Genomic DNA, 7,864 nt, shown 5'->3' with positions numbered 1-7,864 from the left:
TGGGTGGTGAGGAAGACGGTGACGCCGTCGGAGACCAGCTCGCGGATGATCTGCCACATGTTGTGGCGGCTGCGCGGGTCGAGGCCGGTGGTCGGCTCGTCGAGGAAGATGATCCGCGGGTTGCCGACCAGGGTCATGGCGATGTCGAGGCGGCGCTTCATGCCGCCGGAGTAGCTCTGGGCGGGCTTCTTGGCGGCGTCGACGAGGTCGAACCGCTCCAGCAGCTCGGCCGTGACCCGCCGCCCCTCGCGCTTGGACAGGTGGTGCAGGTCCGCCATGAGGAGCATGTTCTCCTCGCCGGTGATCAGCCCGTCGACGGCGGAGAACTGCCCGGTGACGCCGATCGCGGCGCGCACCCCGTCCGGGGACGTGGCGACGTCGTGGCCCGCGACCTGGGCCTGCCCGCCGTCGGCGGCGATGAGCGTGGACAGGATCTTCACGGCGGTGGTCTTGCCGGCGCCGTTGGGCCCGAGCAGCGCGAACACCGAACCGGCCGGGATACGCAGATCGATGCCGTCGAGCACCGTCTTGTCGCCGTACGACTTGCGCAGACCGACGGTGGAGACGGCGGCGGACGACTGCGGACCGTCGCCTCGCCTGGACGTGGGCATGACAGATGAAGGCATGGAGCCCTCCCGTTCGAAGGGTGAAGTGACTGGGGGAGTGGGCGAGTTTGCGGGGCCGGTGCTCAGGCCCGGGCGCGGCGGACGTCGATGTTGCCGTACCGGGTGCGGGCGCGGACCTTGACGGTGTCCTCGGTCTTCTCCGGGGTCTCGGACGCGGTGAGCGTATTGCGCACCTGGCCGGAGCCCGAGCTGACGTCGAGCCAGGCGGCCGTGCCCTCGCGGACGCCGACCTCGATGGCGCCGTAGGAGGTCTCCAACTGGACGGTGCCGCGGGCCACTTCGCCCACGCGCAGGGTGCCGTGGGCGGTGGTGGCGGTGACCGAGTCCTCGGCGCGCCGGATCTCGATGTCGCCGTTGGCGCCGCTCACCCGCAGCTCGCCGGTCGCGGCGCCGACGGTCGTGGTGCCGTGCGAGTTCTTCAGGACGGCGGGGCCGTCGACGAGGCCGACGCGCAGGCTGCCGGAGCTGGTGGTGATCTCGGCCATACCCTCGACCCGGTCCACGGTGATCGAGCCGTGCGACGCGGTCAGCTTCAGCGGGCCGGTCGTGTCGAGGCGGACGTCGCCGGACGAGGTCTTCACACGGACCTCGCCGAGCCGGCCCTCGCCGAGCACCTGGGCCCAGGCACCGGTCATGTCGATGCGCGAGCCCGTGGGCAGCTCGACCGTCACGTCGACGGTGCCGGTGCGGCCGAGGCCGAGCAGATTGGGCTTGGGCGTCCTGACGGTCAGTACGCCGCTCGCGTACGTGACCTCGGTCTGGTCGGCAGCCCGTACGTCCTGGTCTCGCTTCGGGTCGCGGGGCCGCACCTCGACGACGGTGTCGAGGCGGTCGCCCGCGGTGAACTGGATGGAACCGGCCTCCACGTGCGCCGTGGCCGAGATCGGTTCGGGAGTGTCGAAAGAAGGCATGGCTGTCCCGTCCTCTTGGGTCTTCAGGACGTCCCTGCTGGTGGGACGTGGTGTGGGTGAAGTGGTGCGGGCGGGGGTGCGGCTAGCGCACCCAGCCCGTGAAGCTCTGTCCGATGGTCTGGGTCTTCTCCGTCGTGCGCGGCCGGGTGCCGCCGTCGACCGCGGCCGACACGGCGCGCACCAGCCACGCGTTGACCGACAGGCCCTCGCGGCTCGCGGCCTCCTCGGCGCGGGCCTTGAGGTGGGCCGGCAGGCGCAGGTTGACGCGGGCGGTGCCGCCCTCGTCGCCGTCGGCCGGGGCCGGGGTCTGGAGCTGTTCGACGGGCGCGGCCGGCTCCGCGAGGGCGCCGCCGTCGGTGGGTGGCGGTGTCACCACGAAGTCGGGGTCGAGCCCGCGCAGCCGTACGTCGACCGAGCCGGGGGCGAGTTCGCGGGTGATCTCGTCCGTCGCGGCGGAGAGCACATTGAGCAGGGTCAGCCGGGTCGCCGACTCCAGGGGAGCGGTGAGCCTCTCTGCCAGCTCGCGGGCTTCGTCGCCGCCGGCTTCGGCGGCCACCGCGAGTTCGCGGCGGAGGTTGTCGACATACGGGGTGAGGTCCATGGCGTCATCATGGCACCATAGTGGCTCCATGCGCAAGCCGTGAGGTGACATCTCCGGGTCGATAACTGATGTAACCATCCTGACCTGGGGAAACGTTGTGATGCCTACCTGAGTGATTGTGGCGCCATGCGTGCCCATGTGCTTTTGGGAGCGTGGAATGGCGCCGGGCGGCACCGGATGGTGCCAAGCCGTGCCACCCCACGTCCTGTGATGCCATGCGATGTCGCAGGGGTGGCCTGTCCCCGCCTCGCGGTCTGCCGCTGGGCCGAGCCCACCCGAGGCGGTGTGATCGGGCCCGCCCCGCCTAGCCAGGGCATGTGTGAGGTCGTGATCAAACGCGCCGACCCGGATCCGCCCTCCGGGTGGATCCGGTAGGAAGTCGGTTGTGACGCGCAGGCAACTCGCCCATGAGCAATGGACGTCGATCGAGCCGCACCTGCCGATAGGCGACTACATGGCGTACGGCGCTGTTCCGGGCCTTCGCGTGGAAGGCCCGGAACAGCGGTGAGTGCGGAGCGGATCAGAGCCGGTCGAGGATGCTCTGCAGCTGCTCGACCTCGGCGGACTGGTTCGTGACGACAGCGTCGGCGAGCTTCTTGGCGTCGGTGTTGCGGCCGTTCTTCTGCTCGTCCTTCGCCATGTCGATGGCGCCGTTGTGATGGTCGATCATCATCTGGGCGAACTTGCGGTCGAAGTCGGTGCCCTTGGCGGCCATGAGCGCGTCCATGTCGTCGCCGGACATCATCCCGGGCACCTCCCCGTCACCGTGGCCCGCGCCGTGATCCATGCCGGGGGACTCGGGCTTGCCCCAGGCGGTGAGCCAGGACCGCATGGTCCTGATCTCGGGGTCCTGGGCCTTCTCGACCTGTCCGGCGAGGGTCTTGATCTCCGGGTCGGCCGCGCGGCCGTCCGCCAGCCGGGCCATCTCCAGGGCCTGCTGGTGGTGCGGGATCATCCCCTGCGCGAACGCGACATCGGCGTTGTTGAAGGCGCCGGCTCCGGCTCCGGCCGCGGCCGATGCGGTAGCTTCCGGCGACGGGGCGGAGGGGTCCGCGCCGTTGTCGCCGCAGGCGGTGAGCAGCAGAGCTCCGGCGGCGACGGCTCCCACCACCGCGACGCGACGGTGCAGGGGCCGGTTCAGGGCACGCTTGAAGGCGGTCATGTCTGTGTACCTCGTGTGATCGATTCCGAAATGCGTGGATGAGCAGGCGTCGTGGCGGGCGCCCCGGTCGGGGCGCGCCCGCGCAGGAAGGCCGGCCTATATGCGCAGAATCGACAGTTGTGCGAGGTCAGGCGCCCTGGGCGGAGGGTTGGCGCGTACGACTGCGAGCACCCCGGCGGCAAGCCTGGCGAGCCAGTCGCGCCGACCCACGAACACCGCGTGCAGCAGCGCGGCCAGAGCCCAGGTGCCGAGGACCGCCACGCACAGCGACGCCATGTCCATGGCCATGCCGGGATCATCCGCCGGTGCGGTGGCGCTGGTCGGCACAGGCCCGGCGTACGGGTCCGTCGCGGTCATCGTCATCGCAGGCGGCAGGCCCGTGTCTGCAGCAGCCGCCTGGTGGCTGTGTGCGGGCATCCGGCCCGTGCCGGCCGTGGGCGAGGAGGTGGTCGTGCCGGAGCCCTCGCTGGGGTGCCCGACGGTGTGCATGACGAACACGCCGAGTGCCAGCACCACGACAAGCAGCAGACGTGCTGCCACGCCCACTGTCCGTGTGTACTGCTGCACCATCACGCATACCTCCGCCCTCGACCGTCGACGATAGCCCAGGAGCGGCCGAGGTCAGGTTGTGGGCCCGCTCAGCCGCAGGTTCCACCGTCCCGCCCGCCCCGTGAGCGTGACGAGGGACAGCGGGGGCACGTCGACGCGCCAGAAGGCGGCCGGGGGAGCGCCCAGGGCGTGCACGGTCGCGGCGCGTACGACGGAGGGTTCGGTGACGGCGAGCACTCGGCCCGCGTCCTCGGGCAGGCCGTCCATCCAGTCGCCAACGCGCAGGAGCAGGGCGGTGATGGACTCTCCGCCGTGCGGTGCCGCGTCCGGATCGGTCGTCCAGGCGGCGATTCCGTCGGGATCGGCCGCGGCCACATCGGCCGGCGAGCAGCCGATCCAGCGCCCGAAGTCGCAGTCGCGCAGGGCGGGTTCGGCGGCCGCGGTGACCCCCAGGGCCCCGGTGGTCTGTTCGCACCGGATCGAGGGCGCCCGGTAGTGCAACGACGCCGTGGGCAGCGCGCCCGCCACCGTACGCGCCTCGCGCACGCCCCGCTCGTCCAGCGGGCCGTCGCCGAACCGGGCTTCTCGCACCGCGGGGCCCGCGGCGGCGCACAGCAGCGTGAGCCGGATCGTCATGGCCGGATTACCTCCCCGTTGTCGTCCCCGCGTGTTCCGCCTCCGTGGGGCGTGCGGGTGTGGTGCGGGTGATGATGCCAGGGGTGCGGTGAGTCACAGGTCACCTGGTCATGGGCGGTATCGACGGTCGGTACCGCCGCCTGTACCCTCTGCTGCGAAAGGACGACGACGCTGACGGAAGCCCGGTGGAAACCCGGCACGGTCGCGCCACTGTGTGCCGAGCGGCAACTCCCCTTGGGGGAGGGGCTGTCCGGTGAGTCAGACCCGTTGCTGTCGTCATGTGCTCCACACAATGCGGGACGCGTGTTCCCGAGGAGGTACGCCGTGGCTCAGACCGCCATCACCCCTGTCCCCCTTGCCCCTCCCTCCGTGGCGAAGCTGCCGGTCCGGGCGATCCTGCCCTGGGCCGCCTTCTTCGGTCTGCTGATGCTCGTGCTGCTGTACTTCGTCGGCGCCGAGCAGGGCGCCTTCTCCGTGTTCTCCGGCGAGAGCGTCCACGAGTGGGTGCACGACGGCCGGCACCTGCTGGGCTTCCCCTGCCACTGATACGGGACGGACGCAACCACAGATGAACTCCGTCACCGTACGCGCCCTGTTGGTGCGCGGCATGATCGCGGGTGTCCTGGCCGGGCTGGTCGCCTTCGGATTCGCCTACCTGGTGGGCGAACCGAGCGTGGACGCCGCCATCGCCTTCGAGTCCGCGCACTCCCATGAGCACGGCGAAGAGGAACTGGTCAGCCGTGCGGTGCAGTCGACCGCGGGACTGGCCACGGCCGCCCTCGTCTACGGCATCGCGCTCGGCGGTATCACCGCGCTGGCGTTCTGCTTCGCGCTGGGCCGCATCGGCCGCTTCGGCGCCAGGGCCACGGCGGCCCTGGTCGGCCTGGGCGGCTTCGTCACCGTCGCTCTGGTGCCCTTCCTGAAGTACCCCGCCAACCCGCCCGCCGTCGGCGACCCGGCCACCCTCAACCAGCGCACCGCGCTGTTCTTCCTGATGATCGCCCTGAGTGTGCTGCTGGCGATCGGCGCGCTGCTGCTCGGCCGGAGCCTCGCACCGCGCTGGGGCAACTGGAACGCCACGGTCGCCGCAAGTGTCGCCTTCACGGCGGTGCTTGCGGTCGCCGTGGCCTTCCTCCCCGCCGGGGATGCGCTCCCCGAGGAATTCCCGGCCACGGTGCTGTGGGAGTTCCGACTCGCCTCCCTGGGCGTACAGGCGCTGCTCTGGGCAGCCCTGGGGCTGATCCTCGGCCACCTCGCGGAACGGGTCCTGGAACCCCGGACCGCGCAGCAGCCGGCCCCCGCCGACCCGGCAGCACCGGCCGCGTCGTCTCCGGCACACTGACGCGCGCGCGAATCGCTCGCGAGGGACCCGTCGGGGGCGCGCCCGACGGGTCCCCCGCGCTTCACCGACCTTGCGGAGCGGCCGGGCGATGGTGGCTTCAGCCGGCGGCGCGGAAGCGGCGCAGGCGCAGCCTGATGCCAGGGCCTACTCCTGCCCGAGCCAGAGGTCGGGGCCGAAGACCTCGTAGTGAATGCCGTCGGCCGGCACACCCTGCCGCACCAGATCCCCGCGGACCGCACGGAGATACGGCAAGGGACCGCACAGATACGCCGTCAGGCCGTCGGGCAGGTCCAGTGCGCCGACATCCGTCCGTCCGGTCCGTGCATGGGGGACGGCGGCTCTGTCCGGCGTCTCGTACCAGAGATGGCATTCCGCGTTCGGCAACGCCTGGACGAGCCGGGCGAGTTCGTCGCGGTGGGCGTGGTCGGCGGGGGAGCGGTCGGCATGCGCGACGATCACGCGCCGGGTGGATCCGGTGGCGGCCAGTTCGTGCAGCATGGACAGCATCGGTGTGCAGCCGATGCCGGCCGAGCCGAGCAGCAGCGGCCCGTCACCGTCCGGCAGGGTCAGTCCCCCGAACGGGGCGGACACCATGAGGGTGTCACCTGCCCGAAGGTGCTCGTGCAACCACGAGGACATCTCACCGTCAGGTCCGGTCGTACCGTCGACCCTCTTGACGCTGATCCGCCACTCGGCGTGGCCAGGGCCGTACGAAAGGCTGTACTGGCGGATCTGCCGTGCCCCGTCCGGCAGTTCGGCCTGGACGCTGACGTACTGCCCGGGGAGGAAGCGGCCGGCGGGCTCACCGTCGGCCGGGAAGAGCGTGAAGGAGGCGACGTCGGGTGTCTCCTGGCGACGGCTGGTCACCCGCACGGGGCGCCAGACCTCGCCCTCGGCGACACCTGCCTCCTCGTACAGCCGTGCTTCCAGGGCGATCAGGGCGTTGGCCATCAGCCAGTACACCTCGTCCCAGGCGGCGGCCACTTCGGGTGTGACCGCGTCGCCCAGTACGTCGGCGATCGCGTCGAAGAGGTGCCGATGGACGATCTTGTACTGCTCGGAGGTGATGCCCAGCGAGGCGTGCTTGTGGGCGATCCGCGAGAGAAGAGCGTCCGGCCGGGTTCCGGGACGGTCCACCAGCATCGTGGCGAAGCCTGCGATGGCGCCGGCAAGGGCCTGCTTCTGTGTGCCGTCGGCCTGGTTGCCGCGGTTGAACAGATCGCGCAGCAGTTCCGGGTGGGCCGCGAACAGGTTCCGGTAGAAGCGGTCGGTGATCTCACCGATCGCCCCGCCGACGGCGGGCAGGGTGGCACGGACGACGGGGACGGACTGCTCCGAGAGCACACCAGCCTCCAAAGTGGTAAGTGATCTTCGTATTTTCGAGTGTGCGTTTCCGGCGATGCGGGAACGGGGACCTCAGACGGCGTCCCGCCGTGTGAGCGACAGCAGGACCGGCCCGGTGGGAGCGGCCACGACATCCGAAACGGTCAAAGGGTCGAGGGAGCTGTAGAACGCCTGCTGGGCGGCGCGCAGCGCCCCCCGGAGCCGGCAGGCGCCGCGCAGCGGGCACGGGGTGTCGCCCTCGCAGGCGACCACCTCCTCCTCGCCCTCCAGCTCGCGCAGCAACCAGCCGATCGAGGCGCCGCGCCCGAAGCCCGTGAGTTCCAGCCCGCCGCCCCGGCCACGCCGCGCCTCCAGCACGCCGAGGTGCTGGAGCCGCGCCACGGCCTTGGCCATGTGCGCATACGGCACATCCATCGCCTCGGCCACCTCGCGCGTCGTCAGGGACTCCCCGTCCCGAACGACCGCCAGGCGCATGACCGCGCGCAATGCCAGATCGCTGAACTTCGTCAACCGCACGCATCGACGCTACCAAATATGTATCTCAAATGCATATTCAGTCTTCGTGATGCCGCCCGAGGTGCGTTCTTGCGGAACACGGCGGGGCCGCACGGTGAACTCACCGCGCGGCCCCGTGCCGTTGCAGGGGACCATTGACGCAGGTCAGTCACCCCGACTAACTTCACCATACGGATT

10 protein-coding genes are annotated in these 7,864 nt (G+C 70.9%); 2 read left to right on the top strand and 8 right to left on the bottom strand.

Translation table 11 applies throughout. The features are described from left to right. The 6 genes from ACWCXB_RS36315 to ACWCXB_RS36290 all read right to left on the bottom strand — a co-directional run. Nucleotides 1-626 (bottom strand): ABC transporter ATP-binding protein (locus ACWCXB_RS36315; protein ID WP_450728735.1); only part of this gene is annotated, 626 nt, incomplete at its 3' end. Between the two features lie 62 nt (nt 627-688). Beyond that, complete coding sequence (locus ACWCXB_RS36310; protein WP_450728733.1) at nt 689-1,537, bottom strand: DUF4097 family beta strand repeat-containing protein; 849 nt, start codon at nt 1,535-1,537, stop codon at nt 689-691. A gap of 82 nt (nt 1,538-1,619) precedes the next feature. Then, nucleotides 1,620-2,138: a toxin-antitoxin system HicB family antitoxin gene (locus ACWCXB_RS36305; protein WP_450728731.1), complete on the bottom strand. Its 519-nt coding sequence runs from the start codon at nt 2,136-2,138 to the stop codon at nt 1,620-1,622. A gap of 520 nt (nt 2,139-2,658) precedes the next feature. Then, nucleotides 2,659-3,300 (bottom strand): DUF305 domain-containing protein, encoded by a 642-nt coding sequence (locus ACWCXB_RS36300; RefSeq protein WP_450728729.1) that lies wholly within the window; start codon nt 3,298-3,300, stop codon nt 2,659-2,661. Nucleotides 3,301-3,396: 96 nt separating this feature from the next. Continuing rightward, nucleotides 3,397-3,840, bottom strand: coding sequence for a DUF6153 family protein (locus tag ACWCXB_RS36295; RefSeq protein ID WP_450728727.1), 444 nt, complete (start codon nt 3,838-3,840; stop codon nt 3,397-3,399). A gap of 81 nt (nt 3,841-3,921) precedes the next feature. Then, on the bottom strand, nt 3,922-4,485 hold the full coding sequence (locus tag ACWCXB_RS36290; RefSeq protein WP_450728725.1) for a histidine phosphatase family protein: 564 nt from the start codon (nt 4,483-4,485) through the stop codon (nt 3,922-3,924). 324 nt (nt 4,486-4,809) lie between these two features. On the opposite strand from ACWCXB_RS36290, the gene ACWCXB_RS36285 reads away from it, so the two are divergent. Together ACWCXB_RS36285 and ACWCXB_RS36280 are read left to right on the top strand one after the other, a co-directional pair. Further along, on the top strand, nt 4,810-5,031 hold the full coding sequence (locus ACWCXB_RS36285) for a CbtB domain-containing protein (RefSeq protein ID WP_450728723.1): 222 nt from the start codon (nt 4,810-4,812) through the stop codon (nt 5,029-5,031). Between the two features lie 22 nt (nt 5,032-5,053). Continuing rightward, entirely contained in the window at nt 5,054-5,827 is a 774-nt protein-coding gene (locus ACWCXB_RS36280; protein WP_450728721.1) for a CbtA family protein, read from the top strand. Nucleotides 5,828-5,971: 144 nt separating this feature from the next. Here ACWCXB_RS36280 and ACWCXB_RS36275 read toward each other — a convergent pair whose 3' ends face one another. Then, nucleotides 5,972-7,171 (bottom strand): globin domain-containing protein, encoded by a 1,200-nt coding sequence (locus ACWCXB_RS36275; RefSeq protein WP_450728719.1) that lies wholly within the window; start codon nt 7,169-7,171, stop codon nt 5,972-5,974. Between the two features lie 72 nt (nt 7,172-7,243). Next, the gene (locus ACWCXB_RS36270) at nt 7,244-7,687 is read right to left on the bottom strand and encodes an RrF2 family transcriptional regulator (RefSeq protein ID WP_450728717.1); all 444 of its coding nucleotides are present in this window, start codon (nt 7,685-7,687) and stop codon (nt 7,244-7,246) included. Between the last annotated feature and the right edge of the window lie 177 nt (nt 7,688-7,864).

Source organism: Streptomyces sp. NPDC001514 (assembly GCF_053597075.1).
Note: the sequence above shows the minus strand (reverse complement) of the source record. Positions and strands in the feature narration are given on the sequence as shown.